This is a genomic window from Phreatobacter sp., from assembly GCF_022843985.1.
In the GTDB taxonomy this organism is placed as follows: domain Bacteria; phylum Pseudomonadota; class Alphaproteobacteria; order Rhizobiales; family Phreatobacteraceae; genus Phreatobacter.
This window is the reverse complement of record NZ_JALHMP010000030.1, coordinates 15610-35797: the sequence shown is the minus strand read 5'-3', so window position 1 is coordinate 35797 and position 20188 is coordinate 15610. Positions and strand designations below refer to the sequence as shown.

At 69.1% G+C, this 20188-nt stretch carries 19 protein-coding genes; 4 read left to right on the top strand and 15 right to left on the bottom strand.

All coding sequences use genetic code 11. The annotated features are described in order from the left end of the window. Positions 1 to 2: 2 nt before the first annotated feature. Positions 3 to 1808, top strand: coding sequence for a translation elongation factor 4 (lepA, locus tag Q0C57_RS17645; RefSeq protein WP_296578200.1), 1806 nt, complete (start codon positions 3 to 5; stop codon positions 1806 to 1808). Positions 1809 to 1812: 4 nt separating this feature from the next. Here lepA and Q0C57_RS17640 read toward each other — a convergent pair whose 3' ends face one another. Beyond that, the gene (locus Q0C57_RS17640; RefSeq protein ID WP_296578197.1) at positions 1813 to 2676 is read right to left on the bottom strand and encodes a type 1 glutamine amidotransferase; all 864 of its coding nucleotides are present in this window, start codon (positions 2674 to 2676) and stop codon (positions 1813 to 1815) included. Between Q0C57_RS17640 and Q0C57_RS17635 the strand changes: the two genes are divergently transcribed. From Q0C57_RS17635 to mutS, 3 genes are all read left to right on the top strand, one after another. Further along, positions 2675 to 2806 carry a hypothetical protein gene (locus tag Q0C57_RS17635; protein WP_296578194.1) on the top strand — a complete coding sequence of 44 codons (132 nt, stop codon included), beginning with the start codon at positions 2675 to 2677 and terminating at the stop codon, positions 2804 to 2806. The genes Q0C57_RS17640 and Q0C57_RS17635 overlap by 2 nt on opposite strands. Positions 2807 to 2812: 6 nt before the next feature. Beyond that, positions 2813 to 3601: an IclR family transcriptional regulator C-terminal domain-containing protein gene (locus tag Q0C57_RS17630; protein ID WP_296578190.1), complete on the top strand. Its 789-nt coding sequence runs from the start codon at positions 2813 to 2815 to the stop codon at positions 3599 to 3601. Positions 3602 to 3732: 131 nt separating this feature from the next. Further along, complete coding sequence (gene mutS / locus Q0C57_RS17625; protein ID WP_296578188.1) at positions 3733 to 6453, top strand: DNA mismatch repair protein MutS; 2721 nt, start codon at positions 3733 to 3735, stop codon at positions 6451 to 6453. Here mutS and Q0C57_RS17620 read toward each other — a convergent pair. From Q0C57_RS17620 to trpS, 14 genes are all read right to left on the bottom strand, one after another. Beyond that, the gene (locus tag Q0C57_RS17620) at positions 6440 to 7222 is read right to left on the bottom strand and encodes a hypothetical protein (protein ID WP_296578186.1); all 783 of its coding nucleotides are present in this window, start codon (positions 7220 to 7222) and stop codon (positions 6440 to 6442) included. The two genes, mutS and Q0C57_RS17620, sit on opposite strands and share 14 nt — an antisense overlap. Positions 7223 to 7289: 67 nt before the next feature. Continuing rightward, on the bottom strand, positions 7290 to 7847 hold the full coding sequence (locus tag Q0C57_RS17615; RefSeq protein ID WP_296578183.1) for a hypothetical protein: 558 nt from the start codon (positions 7845 to 7847) through the stop codon (positions 7290 to 7292). A gap of 127 nt (positions 7848 to 7974) precedes the next feature. Further along, entirely contained in the window at positions 7975 to 8793 is an 819-nt protein-coding gene (locus tag Q0C57_RS17610; protein WP_296578181.1) for an ABC transporter substrate-binding protein, read from the bottom strand. Next, a complete protein-coding gene (ptsN, locus tag Q0C57_RS17605) occupies positions 8790 to 9254 on the bottom strand; it encodes a PTS IIA-like nitrogen regulatory protein PtsN (RefSeq protein ID WP_296578178.1) in 465 nt (154 codons plus the stop codon). Before ptsN ends, Q0C57_RS17610 begins: the two co-directional genes overlap by 4 nt. Positions 9255 to 9335: 81 nt before the next feature. Further along, complete coding sequence (gene raiA, locus Q0C57_RS17600; RefSeq protein WP_296578176.1) at positions 9336 to 9923, bottom strand: ribosome-associated translation inhibitor RaiA; 588 nt, start codon at positions 9921 to 9923, stop codon at positions 9336 to 9338. 244 nt (positions 9924 to 10167) lie between these two features. Then, positions 10168 to 11085: an ABC transporter permease gene (locus Q0C57_RS17595; RefSeq protein WP_296578174.1), complete on the bottom strand. Its 918-nt coding sequence runs from the start codon at positions 11083 to 11085 to the stop codon at positions 10168 to 10170. Continuing rightward, a complete protein-coding gene (locus Q0C57_RS17590) occupies positions 11085 to 12161 on the bottom strand; it encodes an ABC transporter permease (RefSeq protein WP_296578171.1) in 1077 nt (358 codons plus the stop codon). The genes Q0C57_RS17595 and Q0C57_RS17590 overlap by 1 nt, the downstream gene beginning before the upstream one ends. Further along, complete coding sequence (locus tag Q0C57_RS17585) at positions 12158 to 13663, bottom strand: ABC transporter ATP-binding protein (RefSeq protein WP_296578168.1); 1506 nt, start codon at positions 13661 to 13663, stop codon at positions 12158 to 12160. The genes Q0C57_RS17590 and Q0C57_RS17585 overlap by 4 nt, the downstream gene beginning before the upstream one ends. After that, positions 13663 to 14142 carry a nucleoside deaminase gene (locus Q0C57_RS17580; protein ID WP_296578167.1) on the bottom strand — a complete coding sequence of 160 codons (480 nt, stop codon included), beginning with the start codon at positions 14140 to 14142 and terminating at the stop codon, positions 13663 to 13665. Before Q0C57_RS17580 ends, Q0C57_RS17585 begins: the two co-directional genes overlap by 1 nt. A gap of 107 nt (positions 14143 to 14249) precedes the next feature. Further along, complete coding sequence (locus Q0C57_RS17575; protein ID WP_296578164.1) at positions 14250 to 15470, bottom strand: CoA transferase; 1221 nt, start codon at positions 15468 to 15470, stop codon at positions 14250 to 14252. 82 nt (positions 15471 to 15552) lie between these two features. Next, on the bottom strand, positions 15553 to 16632 hold the full coding sequence (locus tag Q0C57_RS17570) for an amino acid ABC transporter permease (protein ID WP_296578161.1): 1080 nt from the start codon (positions 16630 to 16632) through the stop codon (positions 15553 to 15555). Further along, positions 16629 to 17783, bottom strand: a complete 1155-nt coding sequence (locus tag Q0C57_RS17565; RefSeq protein WP_296578158.1) for an ABC transporter permease subunit — start codon at positions 17781 to 17783, stop codon at positions 16629 to 16631. The genes Q0C57_RS17570 and Q0C57_RS17565 overlap by 4 nt, the downstream gene beginning before the upstream one ends. A gap of 83 nt (positions 17784 to 17866) precedes the next feature. Beyond that, positions 17867 to 18904 (bottom strand): amino acid ABC transporter substrate-binding protein, encoded by a 1038-nt coding sequence (locus Q0C57_RS17560; protein WP_296578156.1) that lies wholly within the window; start codon positions 18902 to 18904, stop codon positions 17867 to 17869. Between the two features lie 120 nt (positions 18905 to 19024). Next, positions 19025 to 20062, bottom strand: coding sequence for a tryptophan--tRNA ligase (gene trpS, locus Q0C57_RS17555; RefSeq protein ID WP_296578153.1), 1038 nt, complete (start codon positions 20060 to 20062; stop codon positions 19025 to 19027). Positions 20063 to 20188 lie beyond the last annotated feature (126 nt).

Sequence of the window (20188 nt, the reverse complement as noted above, 5' to 3'; positions counted from 1 at the left end):
CCATGACCGACACGCCGCTCGACCTGATCCGCAACTTCTCGATCGTGGCCCATATCGACCACGGGAAATCAACCCTCGCTGACCGCCTCATCCAGGTGACGGGAGGCCTTACCGCGCGCGAGATGACCGAACAGGTCCTCGACAACATGGATATCGAGAAGGAACGCGGCATCACCATCAAGGCGCAGACCGTGCGCCTCGACTATCCGGCCAAGGACGGCAAGACCTATGTCCTCAATCTGATGGACACGCCCGGCCACGTCGACTTCGCCTATGAGGTGTCGCGCTCGCTCGCCGCCTGCGAGGGCTCCATCCTCGTCGTCGACGCCTCGCAGGGCGTCGAGGCGCAGACCCTCGCCAATGTCTACCAGGCGCTCGATGCCGGCCACGAGATCGTGCCCGTCCTCAACAAGATCGACCTGCCGGCCGCCGAGCCGGAGCGCGTCAAGCAGCAGATCGAGGACGTCATCGGCCTCGACGCCTCCGAAGCCATCGAGGTCTCCGCCAAGACCGGCATCAATATCGAGGGCGTGCTGGAGGCCATCGTCACCCGCCTGCCGCCACCGAAGGGAGACCGCGCCGCGCCGCTGAAGGCCATGCTGGTCGACAGTTGGTACGACCCCTATCTCGGCGTCGTCGTGCTGGTCCGCATCATCGACGGCGTCATGAAGAAGCATCAGCGCATCAAGATGATGGGCACCGACGCGGTCTATGACATCGACAAGATCGGCGTCTTCACCCCGAAGATGAAGGACGTCAGCGATCTCGGCCCCGGCGAGGTCGGCTTCATCACCGCCTCGATCAAGGAGGTCGCGGACACGCGCGTCGGCGACACGATCACCGACGACAAGAAGCCGACCGAAAAGGCCCTGCCCGGGTTCAAGCCGGCGCAGCCGGTGGTGTTCTGCGGCCTTTTCCCGCAGGACGCCGCCGATTTCGAGGACCTGCGCGCCGCCATGGGCCGTCTCCGGCTCAACGACGCCAGCTTCTCCTTCGAGATGGAGAGCTCGGCGGCGCTGGGCTTCGGCTTCCGCTGCGGCTTCCTCGGCCTCCTGCACCTGGAGATCATCCAGGAGCGGCTGGAGCGCGAGTTCAATCTCGACCTGATCGCCACCGCCCCCTCGGTCGTCTACCAGATCATGCAGCGCGACGGCACGCTGCTCGAACTGCACAACCCCGCCGACATGCCCGATCCGATGAAGATCGAGATCATCTCGGAGCCGTGGATCCGCGCCAAGATCATGACGCCGGACGATTATCTCGGCTCGGTGCTGAAGCTCTGCCAGGACCGCCGCGGCGTCCAGATCGACCTGACCTATGTCGGCTCGCGCGCCATGGTCACCTACGACCTGCCGCTCAACGAGGTGGTCTTCGACTTCTACGACCGGCTGAAGTCGATCTCGAAGGGCTATGCCTCCTTCGACTACCAGATCACCGACTACCGCGAGGGCGACCTCGTGAAGATGTCGATCCTGGTCAATGGCGAGCCGGTCGATGCCCTCTCCATGCTGGTCCACAGGAACCGCGCCGAGAGTCGCGGCCGCGCCATGTGCGAGAAGCTGAAGGATCTCATCCCGCAGCATCTCTTCAAGATCCCGATCCAGGCCTCGATCGGCGCCAAGGTCATCGCCCGCGAGACCATCTCGGCCCTGCGCAAGGACGTCACCGCCAAGTGCTACGGCGGCGACATCTCCCGAAAGCGCAAGCTTCTCGACAAGCAGAAGGAGGGCAAGAAGAAGATGCGCCAGTTCGGCAAGGTCGACATCCCGCAGGAAGCCTTCATCGCCGCCCTGAAGATGGACGCGTGACCCGTCAGCCCCGCCCGCGCCGGCTTTTCGTCGGCCGGACCTGCGCGGCGAGCCAGTTGGCGATTTCAGTCCGGCGCCGGCCCGCATCGAGCAGTTCGCCGTCGAGGCCGTGGCGCCAGGCAATGGTCCGGTTGGCAGGGTCGGCATCAAGGGCGACGAGATCCGCGCTCCACCGGGCCACGGCCGCGTCGTCCTCGAAGAAGCCCTCTTCCGTCAGCCGCGGGCCGATCGCCCTGCCGATCGCGGCGACCTCCGCCAGCGAGAACTCCGGGTGATACTGCACGGCCCAGGCCACCGCCTGGCCGACGCGGATCTCCACCGCCTGCACCTCGCTCATGCCGTTGGAGGCGAGCAGCACCGTCCCCGGCGCCATGGTCTCCACCTCGTCCTGGTGGACCGCCGGCGCGTCGAAAGCGGCGGGCCGGCCCGCCAGCATCGGATGGCTGCGGCCGGCTTCCGTCGGCACGATCTTGCGGGCGAAGCCCATTTCGCGGCCCTTCGGATTGCGCCTGACGACCCCGCCGGCCGCCGTCGTCAGCACCTGCAATCCCCAGCACGAGCCGAAGACCGGCGTGCCCGAGGCCAGGACCTCGCGGGCCAGATCGACCTGGGCGCGGATCTCCGGCGTCATGTCGTAGAGGTTCAGGGAGGACCCGGTCAGCGCCACGCCATCATAACCGGCGAGCCCGCCGGAATCCGGCAGGTTGGCGCCGCGATCGGCCGGGAAGGCAATGTCGATCACGGCGTCCGGCGCGAGGTCGCGCAGCACCTCGGCATAGGCTTGTGACGGCGTCGCGCCGCGGCTGCCGGCATGGCGGGCGCGGTCGGTGGCCGTATTGCCTTCGACGACGAGGAGGCGGAGGGACATGAAGGGCCTGCTGCGGGGGGTGACGATCGGCCCTGAAATGGCACATCGCGCTGCGGAGGAAAATGGGGCGCGGCCATTGCCGGCATCGCAGGAAGGCGCGACACTGTGCGGTGACCGCACAGTCATGTGAGCCCTCGTGCCTTCCTCGGACCCGCCGGCCGTCCCGTTTCGCCAGATCGACCGCGATCACATGCTCGGCCTCGAGAAGGGCCTGGCCTGCATCGCCTGTTTCGACGGCACCCATCCGCGCCTGACCATCGCCGACGTGGCGCGGATGACCGGCCTGACGCGGGCCACCGCCCGCCGCTGCCTGATCACCCTCGTCCGCATCGGCTATGCCGAAACCGACGGGCGCTTCTTCACCCTGACGCCCCGCGTCCTCAAGCTCGGCTATGCCTATCTTGCCGCCACCCCGCTCACCGCTGTCCTGCAGAGCGCGCTGGAGCGGCTGAGCGAGACGATCGGCGAGAGTTCTTCCGCCTCCATCCTTGACGGCGGCGAGATCGTCTATGTCGCCCGCGCCGCCACCAAGCGCATCATGTCGGTCGGCCTTGCCGTCGGGGCGCGGTTGCCGGCCTATTGCACCTCGATGGGCCGTGTCCTGCTCGCGGCCCTGCCTGAGGCAGAGGCGCGGGCCCTGGTCGAGGCCGCTGACCGGCGGGCGCTGACCGCCCGCACCGTCACCGGCGTCGAGGCGATCATGGCGCGGCTTGCCCGTGCCCGCGCCGAGGGCCATGCGGTCATCGACCAAGAACTGGAGATCGGCCTCACCTCCATCGCCGTGCCGGTCGCCGACCGGGCCGGCCGTGTCCTCGCCGCCATCAATATCGGCACCCAGGCGGCTCGCTTCCCTCCCGCGGCTCTGGTCCGGGAATTCCTGCCGCGGTTGCAGTCGGTCCAGGCGGACCTCGCGCGCGTCCTGTGAGCCGAGGGTGAGGGGCCATCAAGGGTGAGAGGCCCTTGCGCGGCACGTGTCGGCCTCGGCTGCCCCAAAGCCTGTGGGCTTTGCGCCGCGGCGGTTGAATCCGAAGGCCCCACCTGCGAGCGTCGCCGCCGATGCCCGACGCTCCTGACCATCAGCCTGCGCCGACCCCGCCCGCCGAGCCGGACAGCCGCGTCACGCCGCTGATGGAGCAGTATATCGAGATCAAGGCGGCGAACCCGGATTCGCTCCTGTTCTACCGGATGGGCGACTTCTACGAGCTGTTCTTCGATGATGCGGTGGCCGCCTCGCGGGCCCTCGGCATTGCGCTGACCAAGCGCGGCAAGCATCTCGGCGAGGACATCCCCATGGCCGGCGTGCCCATCCACGCCGCCGACGACTATCTCCAGCGGCTCATCCAGCTCGGCTTCAAGGTGGCGGTCTGCGAACAGGTCGAGGACCCGGCGGAAGCCAGGAAGCGCGGCTCCAAATCGGTGGTGAAGCGCGACGTCGTCCGCCTTGTCACGCCGGGTACGCTGACCGAGGATTCGCTGCTCGAGCCGCGCCGCAGCAACTACCTCCTGGCGGTCGCCCGCGCCCGTACAGCCTCGGTCGGCAGCGGCGAGGGCTTCGGCCTTGCCTGGGTCGACATCTCCACCGGCGAGTTCCGCGTCGCTGAGACCGATGGCGGTCGCCTCGGTGCCGACATCGCCCGGGTCGACCCGCGCGAGATCGTCATCTCCGACGCGCTCCACGCCGATCCCGCCCTCGCCGATTTCTGGCGCGGCTTCAAGGCGGTCTCCCCGGCGCCGCGCGACCTCTTCGACGGGGCGAGCGCCGAGCGTCGGCTCGCCGCCTATTTCGGCGTCGGCACGCTTGACGGATTCGGCGCCTTCTCGCGGCTCGAACTGTCGGCGGCTGCGGCGGTCGCCACCTATGTCGAGCGCACCCAGATCGCCACGCGCGCGCCGCTCTCCCCGCCGGTGCGCGAGCCGGCCGGCGCCGCCATGCTCATCGACGCGGCGACGCGCGCCAATCTCGAGCTCGTCCGCACCCTCGCCGGCGAGCGTCAGGGCTCGCTGCTCGCTGCCATCGACCGGACCGTGACGGCGGCCGGCGCCCGCCTGCTCGCGGCCCGCCTCGCCAGCCCCCTGACCGACCCCGTCGCCATCGACGCCCGGCTCGATGCGGTGGGCGGGCTCGTCCAGGCGCCTGCGCTGCGCGCCGAGATCCGCTCCCGCCTGCATAACGCACCGGATATGGCCCGCGCCCTGACCCGCATCGCCATGGAGCGCGGCGGTCCGCGCGATCTCGCCGCCATCGGCCAGGGCCTTGTCGCCGCGGCGAGCCTCGCCGATCTCCTCGCCGGTGCCTCCGCCGGCGAACTCGCTTTTGCCGCCGAAGGCCTCGCCCGCCCGGACGGGGCGCTGGCCGCCCATCTCGCGGCGGCGCTGGCCGACGACCTGCCGCTCCTCAAGCGTGACGGCGGCTTCGTCCGCCCGGGGTTCCGGGCAGGCCTCGACGAGACACGGGCCCTGCGCGACGAGAGCCGCCGCGTCATCGCCTCGCTGCAGACCCGCTACGCCGAGGAGACCGGCATCCGCGCCCTCAAGGTCAAGCACAACAACGTTCTCGGCTATTTCGTCGAGGTGGCGCAGCAGCACGGCGAGACCTTCCTGAAGGCGCCGCTCAACGAGACCTTCATCCACCGTCAAACCATGGCCGGCGCGATGCGCTTCTCGACCACCGAGCTTGGCCAGTTGGAGGCGAAGATAGCGGGTGCTGCCGACCGGGCACTTGGCATCGAACTCGACATCTTCGCTGATCTCGCCCGCGCCGTGCTCGACAGGTCCGAGGCGATCCGCGCCGCAGCGGCGGCCATCGCCGTGCTCGACGTCGCCGCCGCCAATGCCACGCTGGCGGCGGAAGAGGCCTGGTGCCGGCCGCTGGTGGACCATTCCCTCGCCTTCGCGGTGAAACAGGCGCGCCATCCCGTGGTGGAACAGGCAATCCGCGGCCGTGCGCCCTTCGTTGCCAATGACTGCGACCTCTCGGGCAGCGAGGCCAGGGGCCAAGAGCCGCGCGGCCGCATCTGGCTCGTCACCGGCCCCAACATGGCGGGCAAGTCGACCTTCCTCAGGCAGAACGCCCTCGTCGCCGTGCTCGCCCAGGCCGGCGCCTTCGTGCCTGCGGCCTCCGCCCATATCGGCATCGTCGACCGGCTGTTCTCGCGCGTCGGCGCGGCCGACGACCTCGCCCGCGGCCGGTCCACCTTCATGGTCGAGATGGTCGAGACGGCGGCGATCCTCAACCAGTCGGGGCCGCGCGCCCTCGTCATCCTCGACGAGATCGGCCGCGGCACGGCGACCTTCGACGGCCTCTCCATCGCCTGGGCGGCGGTGGAACATCTGCACGAGACGAACCGCTGCCGGGCGCTCTTCGCCACGCATTTCCACGAGCTCACCGTGCTGTCGCACCGGCTCGACCGCCTCTCCAACGCCACCATGCGGGTGAAGGAATGGCGCGGCGACGTGATCTTCCTGCACGAGGTCACCGAGGGAGCCGCCGACCGCTCCTACGGCATCCAGGTGGCCAAGCTCGCCGGCCTTCCCGCCGCCGTGGTCGAACGGGCGCGGCAGGTGCTGGCGGAACTGGAGGCAACCGACCGGTCGGCGCCGGCCCGACGCATGGTGGACGATCTGCCCCTCTTCGCGGCGGCGCCGCGGCCGGTGGCGGCCCCTGCGCCCGATCCGGTCCTCGATCTGCTCGATGGCATGGACCCCGACGACATGACGCCGCGCGAGGCGCACGAGGCGCTCTATGCGCTGAAGGCGCGGCGGATCAGGGTGCCCTGACCCGGTTGAACACCAGCAGCAGCGCCGACCAGGCGAGCGGAATGGCGAGGCCGATCGCCATGCCGGCCCAGACCTCGCCGCGCAGCGCGAAGAGATGCATCACCAGCAGGTAGCCGGTGAAGCCGAAGATCATGGTCATGCCGTTGATGAAGGCGGCGGCGACCGCCGGACCGCCGAGGCGCCGATGCATTAGCAGGATGAAGCTGGAAAAGCTCGCCGGGAACAGCGCCGCTATGCCCGTCGCCGCCGGCCCGACGCGCTCGGAGACGAGGATGATGCCGACCACCACCGTGACGACGATCGCCGCGCGCAGCGGCACGTCGTACCAGCGCCGCCGCATGGCCGGCGGCTTCTCGCCGCCCCGCCACGACCAGGTGATCGCCCCCGCGCCGGCAAAGACGACCAGATTGAGCACCAGCGCCGAGACGATGGTCCAGTCGAAGGCCTTCACCGCCAGCGCTGCGGCCAGCCAGGCGGCCAGCATGCCGGCATAGGCAGGGACAAGGCCGGCGCCGCGGCGGGCGAGGACGGCATAGGCGAGTGCCGCCGGGACGATGGCGACATTGCCCGCGAGGCTCGACAAGGCCGCATCGGCGATGAAGGCGGCGTCGTGATCGAGCGCCAGCAGCACATAGGCCGGCCCGGTCGAAACCGGCAGCGCCAGCACCAGGGCGGCGACGAAGGGCCGGGAGCGCTCGGCGACGAGCGAGGCGGTGACGACGATGATCGCCGTCGTCGCAGCCTTCAGGATGAGGGAGAGGAGAAACACGGGATCAGCACGCGCCGGCCGGAGGGACCCGAGGTCTAGCCGCTTCCCCGGCCGTGAGGCAGCTGTCTCAGTGCAGGACGCGCCCGCCATTGGCGTGCATCTCGGCGACCAGCGCCGCCACGCCCTCGAGATGCGGGTTCACCGCCAGCGCCGCTTCGAAGGCGATGAGGGCCTCCATCTCGCGGCCATGGCGCAGGCAGATCTGGGCGAAGCCGGACAGCGCACCGAAATGGCGGGGTTCGCGCCGCAGCGCCTCCATCACGTCGCGCACCGCATAGGCGTCGTCGCCACGGATGAAATTGAGCGTGGCCCGCTTGTTCCAGGCCTCGGACCATTCCGGCCGCGCATCGACCAGCGCATCGAGCACGAGCTGGGCGACGTCGTAATCCTTCACCGCGATGGCATTGATCGCCTGTTCCATCGCCTCGTCGGCATAGCCGTCCTCGTGATTGGTCCAGATCGCCCAGATGAGGTCCTGCAGTTCATAGGCCGGCAGGTGCGGCTTGAACCGCGCGAGGTCGCGGAACAGCGCGTCGAGCCGCTTGGGCTGGCCCTTGGCCGGCTTCATGGCGTCGAGCTTCAGCACGAGCTGCAGGCATTCGTCGAAGGCAATCCGGTCGGACACGCTGGCTCCGCTCTGGCATCGGATAAGGGCGATGCGTCCCCGGAGGACTTTATCGCGGCCGGCGCCGCGGGCAAGTCGAGAGTGCTGCGGATGCTGGCGGCCAATTGCGGCGTGACCATGCCCGCCGTCAGGGTGACAGGGTCTCGCGGGCCTGCCGGAGCCGCGCGATGGCGGCAAGGAAGCCCGGTCCCGGGCAGACGGTCAGGGCATCCGGCACGACGATCCGCCGCTCTGCGGGATAGACGCGGACGAGAGCCGGATGGGCCAGGAGGGCCGCGCCCTGGTCTGCGGCACCAATTGTCCCTGACCCGACGATCAGAACATCGGGGCGGCGTGCCACCACCGTCTCGAGGCTGACGAACCCGCCGAGACCGGTGCCAGGTCCGGCATGGCGGAAGCCCGCCCGTGCGATCAGTTCACCGAGAACGGACTGCGGACCCGCGGCATAGCCGCGCCGCTCATAGGGCAGCGCCGAGGGCGTCCGCCCGTCCTGCGGCGGGGGCAGGTCCATCTGCCGTGCCAGGGCCTCGCCCCGTTCGGGATGGCCGAGCAGCGCCGCCGTCCGGCGCACCAGCGCCTGGGCCTCGGCGAGAGAGGCGGGGAGGGCGAGCCTTTCGACACGAAGGCCCCGTGCGGCCAGTACCCGCCCTGTCCCGAGGCGGTCGAGCGGGCCGAGAAGCACGAGGTCGGGCGCCAGCGCCAGCGCCTCCTCGGCCGTGCCGCGCGTCTGCGGGAGACCTTGCGCCGCCTCGGCCGCCGCCGAAGCGACGGGGTCGCGGGCGAGCGCCGACAGGGCGGCGATCTGGCTGCGGTCGGCGAGCGCCAGCAGGAGCTGGTCGGCGCACAGATTGAGGGAGACGACGCGCTGGGGCGACGCGCCGGCGGGGGCTGCGGCGAGGGCGAAACCGGCGGCGAGCAGGGCCGCGGCGATGGCGGGGCGTTTCACGCCGCGTGGGTTTCCGGGGAACTCGCCAGAAGGGCGCGCAGCGTCGCTTCATCGCGGGCGCTGCGCAGCTTCTGCACATTGGCGGGATCGCGGGTGAGCCGGGCGATGCGCGACAGCGCCTTCAGGTGGTCCGCGCCGGCGCCTTCGGGGGCGAGCAGCGTGAACACGAGGTCGACCGGCTGGCCGTCGATCGCGTCGAAATCCACCGGACGCTCAAGCCGTGCGAACAGGCCGAACACCCTCTCCAGCTTGGGCAGCTTGCCGTGCGGAATCGCGATGCCGCTCCCCGCCCCCGTCGAGCCGAGGTTCTCGCGCTCGACAAGCGTGTCGAAAATGTCCTTGGCGGGCCGGCCCGTCAGGGTGGCCGCGCGTTCCGCGAGCTCCTGGAGCAGATGTTTCTTCGACGTCGCCCGCAGGGCGGGAATGATCGCGCCGTCGGCAATGATGTCTGGAAGCGGCATGGGCTGCCTTCTCGAATAAGGTGCGGACCGATTCGTCAGGCCCGCCATTAATCTCCATGCAATGACGGTGCCATGACGCGCTCAGGCGGAGCCGCTCGCCACGGCCGGCGGGTCGATCCAGCCGACATGACCGTCCGGTCGCCTGTAAACTACATTCACACGACCGTGAACAGCGTGATGGAAGACCAGCGCGGCGGCCCCCGTCAGATCGAGTTCGATCACTGCATCCGCCACGGTCATCCGCCGCATCGACGAGGTCTGCTCGGCGATGATGACGGGTTCGAAGGGCCCTTCCGACTCGTCCTCGGGTGCCTCCTTGGGCGCCTCGATGACGACATAGGGCATCTCCATGGCGATCGGATGGGCCTGGTGGCCGGTCCGGTCCTTGAGCCGGCGCGCATAGCGCCTCAGCCGCTTCTCGATCCGCTCCACGCCCAGATCGCAGGCGGCATAGGCATCCGCAGCGAAGGCCTCGGCCTGGAGCGACGTGCCTGTGGGAAGATGCAGGGCTGCGATCGTGCGAAAGCCGTGGGCTTCCTTTTCGACGGTCACATGGCCCGTCACCCGCCCGTCGAGATAACGCTGCGCCGCTTCTCCGACTCGCCCCGCGATCCTCTCTCGCAGGGCATCGCCGATGTCGAGATTCTTGCCGGAAATGCGCAGAGCCATGGGGCTCCTCCGATTGTCTGTTCGATCCTGCGCCGCCGAAGGGCAGCACCCCGAAGCCGTCTTCTTATGGTCACAACGGGTAAGGTCTGCCTTGGGACAAGTCAATGCGACCAGCAGCCGGAGCCATGCTGCGCCTGCGTCCTGCGCCGGCGTCAGCGAAGATGCAAGCCATTGAAATCGCGCCGAATCGTCGACAGGGACAGCGCCGGTGTCGCGCCTGTGGGAGCCGGTGACGGCGCGGCCCTCACCGGTCGGGGACGAAGGGTGTGCCGAGGGATGCCGGCGCCTGCGCATCGCCGCGCCGCCGCACGCTGATGAGGACGAGCACCAGGATCGTCGCCAGATAGGGAAGCGCCGACATGGCCTGGCTCGGAATGCCCCAGCCGCGCGCCTGGGCATGGAGCTGCAGCACCGTGACGCCACCGAAGAGATAGGCGCCAATCACCGCCCTCAGCGGCAGCCAGGAGGCGAAGACGACGATCGCCAGAGCGATCCAGCCGCGCCCCGCCGTCATGCCGGGCGACCAGAAGGGCGTGTAGGCGAGTGACAGATAGGCCCCTGCAAGGCCGGCGCAGCCACCGCCGAACAGCACCGCCAGGAAGCGGATCTTCAGCACCGAGTAGCCGAGCGCATGGGCCGCGCCATGGCTTTCCCCCACCGCCCGGAGCACGAGGCCTGCCCGGGTCTTCCACAGGAACCACCAGACCCCGACGGCGAGGAGCGCCGACACATAGACGAGCGGGTCCTGCCCGAAGAGAACCTTGCCCACCACCGGCAGGTCGGTGAGCCAGGGCAGGTCGATCTTGGCAAGGGCGTCGCGCCGGGCGCCGACGAAGGCGCTGCCGATCAGCCCCGAGGCGCCGAGGCCGAGGATGGTCAGCGCCAGGCCCGTCGCCACCTGGTTGGCCGCCAGACCCAGCGCCAGGGCGGCGAAGATCGCGGCGAGGATCATGCCGGCGCCGATCCCCGCGAGGATGCCGATGACGGTCGAGCCGGTCAGGATTGCCGCCGCGAAACCGGTGGCGGCCCCGACGATCATCATGCCCTCGACGCCGAGATTGAGGACGCCCGACCGTTCGACCACCAGTTCGCCGAGTGCGGCGATCAGCAGCGGTGTTGCCGCGGTGATGATGGTCAGCAGGATCGCTTCCGTCATGCCCATCAGGCGGCCCTCACGCTGGGGACCCGGCGCAGCCGGTAGAGAAGGAACGTGTCGCAGCCGAGCACGAAGAAGAGCAGCAGACCCTGAAAGACGCGCGTCACGTCGAGGGGGATGCGCATGGCGATCTGGGCATTCTCGCCGCCGATGAAGGTGAGCGCCAGGAACAGCCCGGCGATCAGCGCGCCGATCGGGTTCAGTCGGCCGAGGAAGGCGACGATGATGGCGGTGAAGCCGTAGCCGGGCGAGATCGAGGGCTGGAGCTGGCCGAGCGGCCCGGCCACCTCGATGATGCCGGCAAGGCCGGCGAGGCCCCCCGAGACGGCAAAGACCAGGAGCGTCGTCCGCGCCGTGTCGAAGCCGGCGAAACGGGCGGCGCGCGGTGCCTCGCCAGCGAGGCGGATCTCGAAGCCCTTGAGGCTGCGCGCCATCAGCAGCGCGGCGATGAGCGCCACGACGACCGCGATGGCGAAGCCGACATGCAGGCGCCCGGCGCCGAACAGGATGGGCATGGTCGCTTCCGGCTCGAAACTCACCGATTGCGGGAAGTTGAACCCCTGCGGATCGCGCCAGCGGCCGCGCACCAGATAGTCGAGCAGGAGTTCGGCGACATAGACCAGCATGAGGCTGGTCAGGATCTCGTTGACGCCGAGCCGCGCCTTCAGGAGCGCCGGGATCAGCGCCCAGGCCATGCCGCCGAGAATACCGAGGAGGAGCATGGCCGGCAGGACCCAGGGTCCGTTCGCCGACCCGTGGGTGGCGAGCGCCAGCCAGGACCCGAAGACCGCGCCCATGACCAACTGGCCCTCGGCGCCGATATTCCAGGTGTTGGAGCGGTAGCAGAGGGTCAGGCCGACGGCGATGAGGATCAGCGGCGTCGCCTTCACGGCCAGTTCCTGCAGCGCCCAGCCGTCGCTCAGCGGGTCGACGAAGAACACCTTCAGGGCGGCGAGCGGGTCCTTGCCGAGCAGGGCGAAGAGCACGGCCCCGGCGATCAGGGTGAGGGTCACAGCGACGAGCGGCGAGGCCAGCGCGAGCCAGGCGGGACGGTCGTCGCGGCGTTCGAGGATCAGCCTCATGCCGCCACCCCGTGAATGCCACCCATCATCAGGCCCACCGTCTCGCGGTCGAGCGAGGGAGTCGGACGCGCCTCGGACAGGCGGCCCTCCGAGATGACCGCCAGCCGGTCGGCGAGGGCGAAGAGTTCGTCGAGATCCTGGCTGATGACGAGGACTGCGGCGCCGCGCGCCGCGAGGTCCAGCAGCGCCTGGCGGATCGTGGCCGCCGCCGCCGCATCGACGCCCCAGGTGGGCTGCGCGACGACGAACAGCTGGGGTTCGCGCAGGATCTCGCGGCCGACGACGAATTTCTGCAGATTGCCACCGGACAAGGCGCGCGCCTCCGGGTTCGGCCCGCTGGTCCTGACGTCGAAGGCGCTGACCACCCGGCGGAACCAGGCGGTCACTGCGCTACGGTCGATCAGGCCGCGCCGGACGAAGCCGTTGGTGGCATGGCCGGAGAGGAGCGCATTGTCGGCGAGCGTGAAGCCGGGCGCTGCGGCATGACCGAGCCGCTCCTCCGGCACGAAGGCGGCGCCGAGCCGGCGGCGGGCATTGATGCCGAGCGACCCGATCGGCCGGCCATCGAGGCTGATCGTCCCGGGGTCGCCCGTCACCTCGCCCGACAGGGCGGCGAAGAACTCGTCCTGGCCGTTGCCGGCGATCCCGGCGATCCCGACGATCTCGCCGGCGCGCACCGTCAGCGCGACGTCCTTCAGCGCCGTGCCGTGGATGTCGGTCGCCGGCAGCGACAGGCCTTGCACCACCAGCCGCTCGGCGCCGGTCGCATGGGCCGTGGCGCGCGCCTCTTTGACCTCCGTGCCGACCATCAGGCGGGCGAGGCTCGCCGCCGTCTCGGCGCGCGGATCAGCGGTCGCCACGACCTTGCCGAGGCGCAGCACGGTGGCGCGGTCGCAAAGCCGGCGCACCTCGTCGAGCTTGTGCGAGATGTAGAGGATGCTGCGGCCCTCGGCCTTCAGCGCCTCCAGCGTGACGAAGAGCTGGTCGGCTTCCTGCGGTGTCAGGACCGAGGTTGGCTCGTCGAGGATCAGGAGCTTCGGGTTCTGCAGCAGGGCCCGCACGATCTCGATGCGCTGGCGTTCGCCCACCGACAGGCGCCAGACCTCGCGCCGCGGCTCCAGCGGCAGGCCATAGGCGCGGGAGAGCTGCGCCACCTCCGCCTCGATCGTCGCCATGGGGGTCGAAGCCGGCAGCGACAGGGCGACGTTCTCCGCCACGGTCAGGGCATCAAACAGCGAGAAATGCTGGAAGACCATGCCGATGCCGAGGCGGCGCGCCTCCGCCGGGCTGGCGATGGTGACCGGCCGGCCCTCCCAGCTGAGGGTGCCTTCCAAGGGTTGCAGCAGGCCGTAGAGGATCTTCACCAGTGTCGACTTGCCGGCGCCGTTCTCGCCCAGCAGGGCGTGGATCTCGGCTGGGGCCACCACGAGGTCGACATGGTCATTGGCGACAAGCGCGCCGAAGCGCCTGACGATACCCGATGCCTCCAGCAGCGCCGCCATCAATAGGCGACCTTGTCGGGCTTGGCGGCCCATTCGCCGAAGACGCTGGCCGCCGCGGCCGAGGGGCGATGCTCCATCTGTGCCATGGTGATGGCGGGTGCGCGCGACATCTCCGCATAGAAGGGCGCGTCGTCGAAGCCGATGGCGGCGGCGTCCTGGCGCGTATTGCCGTATACGATGCGGTCGACGCGCGCCCAGAGCGCTGCGGCGAGGCACATGGGGCAGGGCTCGCAGCTCGAATAGAGGGTCGCGCCCCGGAGGTCGAAGCGGCCCAGCGCCGTGCAGGCACGGCGGATGGCGACGACCTCGGCATGGGCGGTGGGATCGTTGGTCGACGTGACCTGGTTCCAGCCCTCGGCCACCACCTGGCCGTCCATCACCACCACGGCGCCGAAGGGGCCGCCATGGCCGGCCTGCATATGCTCGCGCGACAGGGCGACGGTGCGGTCCATGAACAGGGCGTCGAGATCGGGGCTCATCGGCCGATCTCACGCGGGGCGTGGCGGGAAGTCAATTCGGATCGGTAACGGGGTGAGACGAGCGGGCCTTAAAGGCGAGCTTCGAACGGTGCCCTTCGACCTGTTTCCTAGAGCACCCCACCCTTCCGCATGGCCGCGATCGCGTCCTGCGAATAGCCCGCGGCCGTCAGCACCGCGTCCGTATGCTCGCCCAGCTTTGCCCCGGTCCAGCGGATGGCGCCGGGCGTGCGGGTCAGTTTCGGCACGATGCCCTGCATCAGCATGCGGCCGAGACCGGGCGCGTCGACCTCGACGATCATGTCGCGGGCACGGAAATGCGGATCGGCGGCGACCGCCGCGGCGTCGTTCACGCCGCCGGCCGGCACCGAGGCGCCGTCGAGCAGCTGCAGCAATGTGTCGCGCGGCTTGGTGCGCGTCCAGTCGGCGATGATGCGGTCGATCTCGGCCTGGTTGTCCGGCTGGCCGCGGGCGCCGTGGGTTGAAAAGCGCGGGTCCTCCATGAGGAAGTCCATGCCCATGACGGCGAAGAGCCGCCGGCAGATCGTGTCGGCATTGGCGCCGATGACGATGTGGTGGCCGTCCAGCGTCGGATAGATGTTCGACGGCGCGAAGCCCGGCGAGGTCAGGCCGGTGCGGCCGCGCACATGGCCCGTCACCGAATATTCCGCCACGATCCCCTCGATCGCGGCGAGGATCGCGTCGGTCAGGCCGACATCGATCACCTGTCCCCGGCCGTCGCGGCTGCGCTGGTGCAGCGCTGCCAGCACGCCGAAGGCGGTATAGATGCCGGCCAGCGTGTCGCCGATCGACAGGCCGGTCCGGGTCGGCAGCCGGTCGGGATAGCCGTTGATGGTGCGCATCCCGCCCATCGCCTCGGCGACGGCAGCAAATCCCGCCTTCTCGGCATAGGGGCCGTACTGGCCGTAGCCCGAGACCCGGGCGATGATCAGCTTCGGATTGAGCGCCTGCAGGGCCTCGACGGTGAGGCCCCATTTCTCCAGGGTGCCCGGCCGGAAATTCTCCAGCAGGACGTCGGCCTCCGTCAGCAGCCGGCGCAGGATGTCCTGCCCGCCGGCCTTGCGCAGGTCGATGGTGACGCTCTTCTTGTTGCGGCCGATCACAGGCCACCAGACCGAGGCGCCGTCCTTCTTGGCAAAGCCCCATTGCCGCATCGGGTCGCCCTTGCCGGGATCCTCGAACTTCACGACATCGGCGCCCATGTCGGCGAGGAGCTGGCCGCAATAGGGACCGGCGATGAAGGAGCCGAGTTCGACCACCTTGATGTCGGATAACGGGCCGGTCGCGGGGGTCTCGGTCGATGCGGTCATGGTCGGGTCTCTCGCGGCGATGCCGAGACCTAGCCCTGCGGCCGGCGGCGGGCAATGGTCCGCCGGCAGGGCACCCGTGCCGTCAATGCGTCGTCTTGCGTCCCGCTTCGAGATGCCGCGACCAGCGCGACAGGCCGAAGCAGATCAGCCAGTAGACCGTGCCGGCAAAGGCATAGGCCTCCATGTTCATGCCAACCCAGGCGGGGTCGGCGAGCGAGGCCTGGGCGATGCCCAGGAGATCGAAGATCGACACGATGGAGACCAGCGAGGTGTTCTTCACCAGGGCGATGAACTCGTTCGTCATCGCCGGCATGGAGATGCGCAGGGCCTGCGGCAGGACGACGAGGCCCGTGGTCTGCCAGTAACCGAGCCCCTGGGCGCTCGCTGCCTCCGCCTGGCCCTTGGGAATGGCCTGCAGGCCTCCGCGGACCGCCTCCGCCATATAGGCGGCGATGACGAAGGCCAGGCCGACCAGGGCGCGGACGAGTCGGTCGATATCCCAGCCCGCCGGCATGACCAGCGGCAGGAGAAGCGAGGCAAGGAAGATGACGGTGATGATCGGCACGCCGCGCCAGAACTCGATGAAGATGGTCGCGACCAGCCGGATCACCGGCAGTTCCGATTGTCGGCCGAGGGCGAGCAGGATGCCCAGCGGCACGGCCAGTGCTCCGGCATAGACCGACAGGAAGACGGTGAGCATTAGCCCGCCCCACTGGCGCGTCTCCACCCGCGTCAGGCCGGCTCCGCCGGAGAGCAGCCAGGTGGCGATGACGAGGAAACCGGCCCAGATCAGCGGCACCGCCAGCGCCCGGCGCGGCAGGCCGGGCCAGAAGGACAGCACGGCCGCGGCGATCATCAGGACGGCGGCGAGGTTGACCCGCCAGCGCTCCGCGGGCGGATAGAAGCCGTACATGAACTGTCCGAACCGGGCCTTGACGAAGACCCAGCAGGCGCCGCTGCCGGTGCAGTCGGCGCGGGTCGTGCCGGCAAAATGGGCGTCGATCAGCGCCCAGCGGACGATGGGCACGACGATAGCGATGATGGCGGCGATACACAGGAGCGACACGACCGCGTTCAGCGGCGTCGCGAAATAATCCGCCTTGATCCGGCGGAGCAGCGAGGCGCGGACCGGCCTGACGCCGAGGGTGCCGGCGGCCGTCATCGCGTCACCAGTCGGGTGCGGGCATTGTACCAGTTCATGAAGCCCGACACCGCGAGGCCCAGGGCAAGATAGATGGCCAGCGTGATGGCGATGATCTCGATGGCCTGGCCGGTATTGGTCAGCGCCGAGCCAACGAAGAGGCTGACCAGCTCGGGAAAGGCGATGGCGGCGCCGAAGGACGAGTTTTTCAGCACATTGAGATACTGGCTGGTCAGCGGCGGCACCATCACCCGCATCGCCTGGGGGATGACGATGAGGCTCAGCGCCCGGTTGGGCCTGAGTCCCAGCGCATAGGCGGCCTCCCACTGGCCCTTGACCACGGACTGGATGCCACCGCGCACAATCTCGGCGATGAAGCCGGCCGTGTAGGTGGCGAGCGCCGCGAACAGCGCCACGAATTCCGGCACCAGTACGAAGCCGCCGCGATAGTTGAAGCCGCGCAGCGCCGGCACGTCCCAGCTGCTCAGCGCCGCGGCGATGCCGAAGGCCAGCGCCGGCAGGGCGATGAAGAGGGCGAGGCCGCTGGCCCAGACCGGGAAGATCAGCCCCGTCGCGTCGCGTCGCCGCTTCGCCCAGACGGCGATGGCGGCCTGCGCGACGAAGCCTGCCAGCACGACAAGGGCGGCGATGCGGAAGGCGGTGCCGTCGGTCGGGACCGGAATGGTCAGGCCGCGGTTGTTGAGGAAGGCGACCGCGAAGAAGCCGATGGACTGGCGCGGTCCCGGCAGCGCGGCAATGACGCCGAAATACCAGAACAGCACGAAGAACAGCAGCGGGATGTTGCGGACGAACTCGATATAGGCGCCGGCGAGGCCCGCCAGCAGCTTGTTCGGCGACAGCCGCGCGATGCCGACCACGAAGCCGAGAAGCGTCGCGGCGATGGCCGCTACGAAGGTGATGACCAGCGTGTTGGCGACGCCGACCCACAGGAGGGCGAGGATATTGGCATCGGGCGTGTAGGCCGTCAGCACGAAGGACACGTCGATGCCCGACGTCCGCCAAAGGAAGTCGAAGCCGGAGGCCATGCCGGCATTGACCATGTTCTGCGAGGCATTGCGGACGATCAGGATGATCGTGCCGGCGAGACCGGCCAGGAGGGCGGCCTGCCAGAAGATTTCGCGCACGCGCTTGTCGTAGAAATAGCGGGTCACGTCACCGGCCGGGATCTTGGACGGAAGAAGGCCTCCCGCCGGGGGGCGGGAGGCCGATCGAAGGAGGGTTCAGGCTGTGCCGTTCACTGGAACGGCGAGGTGAACAGGATGCCGCCGCGGGTCCACAGGGCGTTCTGGCCGCGCTCGAGGCCGAGCGGCGAGCCCTTGCCGACGGTTCGCTCGAAGCTCTCGGCATAATTGCCGACCTGCTTGATGGCGTTGAACATCCAGTCGTTCGGAAGGCCCAGCATGGCGCCGAAATTGCCGTCGGCGCCGAGCAGGCGGCGGATCTCGGCATTACGCGAATTGGCGCGCATGTCGTCGACATTCCTGCTCGTGACGCCGAGGTGCTCGGCGGCAATCATGCCATTGAGCACCCAGCGCACCACGGCCTGCCAGCGCTCGTCGCCCCAGCGGGTGACCGGACCCTGCGGGTCGTTGGAGATGGTCTCGGTCATGATGAAATGGTCGCCCGGGGTCTTCAGCTTGATGCGCTGGCCGGCCAGGGCGCCTATGCCGGCGGTGTAGCTGTCGCAGCGGCCGGCGTCATAGGCGGCGATGGCGTCGTCGTTCTTCTGAAAGTTGATGATCGACACCTTGAGGTTGCGCTCGCGGAAATAATCGGCGGCCATGCGCTCCTCGGTCGATCCGGCGGCGACACAGATCGAGGCATTCTCGAGGTCCGTCGGCTTCTTCGCGCCCGAGGCGGTGCGCACGATGAAGGTCTGGCCCTCGTAGAAGTTGATGCCCTGGAAGTTCACACCGAGCGAGGCGTTGCGCGAGAAGGTGATGGTGGTGTTGCGCGAAAGAAGGTCGACCTGGCCTGATTGCAGCACTGGCCAGCGCTGCTGCACCGAAGTCGGCGTGTAGCGCACCTTGTTGGCGTCGCCGAGGACAGCGGCGGCCACGGCGCGGCAGAAGTCGACATCGAGGCCGGTCCACTCGCCCCTGTCGTTGGCGAAGGAGAAGCCCGGCAGGCCGAGGTGCACGCCACATTCCAGATGGCCGCGGGCGCGGATCGCATCCAGCGTCGGCGAGGGTGCGAGCTGCTGGGCGGTGGCGGCGCCGGCGCCGAGTGCAAGGATGGCAGCGCCGAGCGCGCCACGGGCGAGAAGGGTCATGGAAGAGGCTCCCGGTAGGCTCCGACGGGATGGTCCGGCCGGAGAAAATCCTGCGCCACACTCGGAAGGTGGGAGGAAAGAGTCAACTGTCTGATGCGCTGTCGCGCCAGAGGTTTTCCGTCAGCCCCGCACGAAGCCGACGATGTCCTTCACCGAATCCATCACCGGGCGAGCGATGGCCCGGGCCCGCTCGGCGCCCCTCGCCAGGATGCGGTCGATCTCGGCGGGATCGGCGACGAGACGCTTCATCTCGCCCGTGATCGGCGACAGCTTGGCGACCGAAAGGTCGGCAAGCGCCGTCTTGAAGCCGGAGAACTGTCCGCCGCCGAATTCGGCGAGGACGTCGGCCTTGGTCCGTCCGGACAGGGCGGCGAAGATGCCGACGAGATTGTCAGCCTCGGCCCGGCCTTTCAGGCCCGCCTCTTCCGAGGGCAGCGCCTCCGGGTCGGTCCGCGCCTTGCGGATCTTCTGGGCGATGGTGTCGGCATCATCCGTCAGCGCGATGCGCGAATAGTCGGAAGGGTCCGACTTCGACATCTTCTTCGTTCCGTCGCGCAGGCTCATGACCCGCGTCGCCGGCCCCATGATCACCGGCTCGGTGACGGGGAAGAAGGCGTCCCCCAGGCCGAGTTCGGCGATCCGCGTGGCATAGTCGTTGTTGAACTTGATGGCGATGTCGCGGGTCAGTTCCAGGTGCTGCTTCTGGTCCTCGCCCACCGGCACGTGGGTGGCGCGATAGGCAAGGATGTCGGCCGCCATCAGGCTCGGATAGGCGAAGAGGCCGAGCGAGGCATTCTCCTTGTCCTTGCCGGCCTTGTCCTTGAACTGGGTCATCCTGCTCATCCAGCCGATGCGGGCGATGCAGTTGAACACCCAGGCGAGTTCGGCGTGCTCGTGCACCTGGCTCTGGTTGAACAGGATCGAACGCTGCGGGTCGATACCGGCGGCGATATAGGCGGCGGTAACCTCGCGAATGGCCTTCTGCAGGGCCTTGGGGTCCTGCCAGACGGTGATCGCGTGCATGTCGACGACGCAATAGATGCAGTCATGTGTCTCCTGCATCGCCACCCAGTTCACCAGGGCGCCGAGATAATTGCCGAGGTGCAGGTCGCCGGAAGGCTGCATGCCCGAGAAGACGAGCGGCTTGAAGGTCGCCATGGTGGTGGATTCCCAGAGCAGGGGCAGCTGTCTGCCGTCCCGAAGGCGGGCTTCCTCGCATGCGGCGTGGGGGGATTCAAGGCTGGTAAAGGGTGCGACTCCCGTCCGGCATGGCGGCGAAGTGGC